The sequence below is a fragment of the Haloferula sp. A504 genome (assembly GCF_044385805.1).
In the GTDB taxonomy this organism is placed as follows: Bacteria; Verrucomicrobiota; Verrucomicrobiia; order Verrucomicrobiales; family Akkermansiaceae; genus Haloferula.
In genome coordinates, this window is record NZ_JBISBU010000174.1 from 1 (window position 1) to 801 (window position 801).

Genomic DNA, 801 nt, shown 5'->3' on the forward strand with positions numbered 1-801 from the left:
GTTGTCGGCGAAATGATTTTCGGAGCGACCGACACGATCAACATCTACCTCCCTGATGCCGCCCTGAACCAGGGAAGCGTGGTCGCCTCCAATACTGCCACGCTTGACCAGACCGCCTTCGACACGGTGACTTTTGCCACCAAAGGCGACGGCGCCTACGCGGTCGATGAAATCCGTTTCGGAACGACCTACGCGGATGTCGTCCCCGGTGCCGTCGTCCCCGGCCCCGATCCCCGCATCACTTCCTTCGCTTCCGTGGGTGCCGGTCTTTGGGAGTTGACCCTTTCCGGGGAGCCGGATACGGGCTACGAGTTCTACTCGTCCACCACGCTGGACTTCACGCCCGGCACCTTGGTGGAGAACCTGACCCAGGGTGCCCCCGGCGATGCGGGCACCATCGGCGGCACCAACGACAGCGTGCTGACGACCGATGCCAGCGGCGACGGCAAGGTGCGCGTCATCTTGACCGGCGATCCCGCGGACTTCCTTCGGGCGCAGAGCGTCCCCTGACGCACCATTCCCTCCTCTGAATCAATCTCAACTTCCGAACCGAACCACCACCACACCAATGAACATTCGACATAGCAAGATGATGACTCGTCGCGCCTTTACTGCCATGGCCTTGATCTGTGGCGCGTCTCTTCAGGCCGCCACCCTGATCTACGAACCCTTTGCCGATAGCGATACGACCCTCGACGGCAATGCCTCCGGGACTGGGCTCAGTGGGACTTGGGTAGCATCGACCATGACGGTCGACGCTCCCACGCTCAGCTACGGGACCCTGGACTCCTCTGGAAATAA

The 801-nt window shown here is 61.8% G+C and carries 2 protein-coding genes; both read left to right on the forward strand.

The features are described 5' to 3' along the window. The coding region (locus ACG2LG_RS24025) for a hypothetical protein (protein ID WP_396263426.1) at positions 1–510 on the forward strand (510 nt) is incomplete at its 5' end. Between the two features lie 106 nt (positions 511–616). Then, the coding region (locus tag ACG2LG_RS24030; protein WP_396263428.1) for a hypothetical protein at positions 617–801 on the forward strand (185 nt) is incomplete at its 3' end.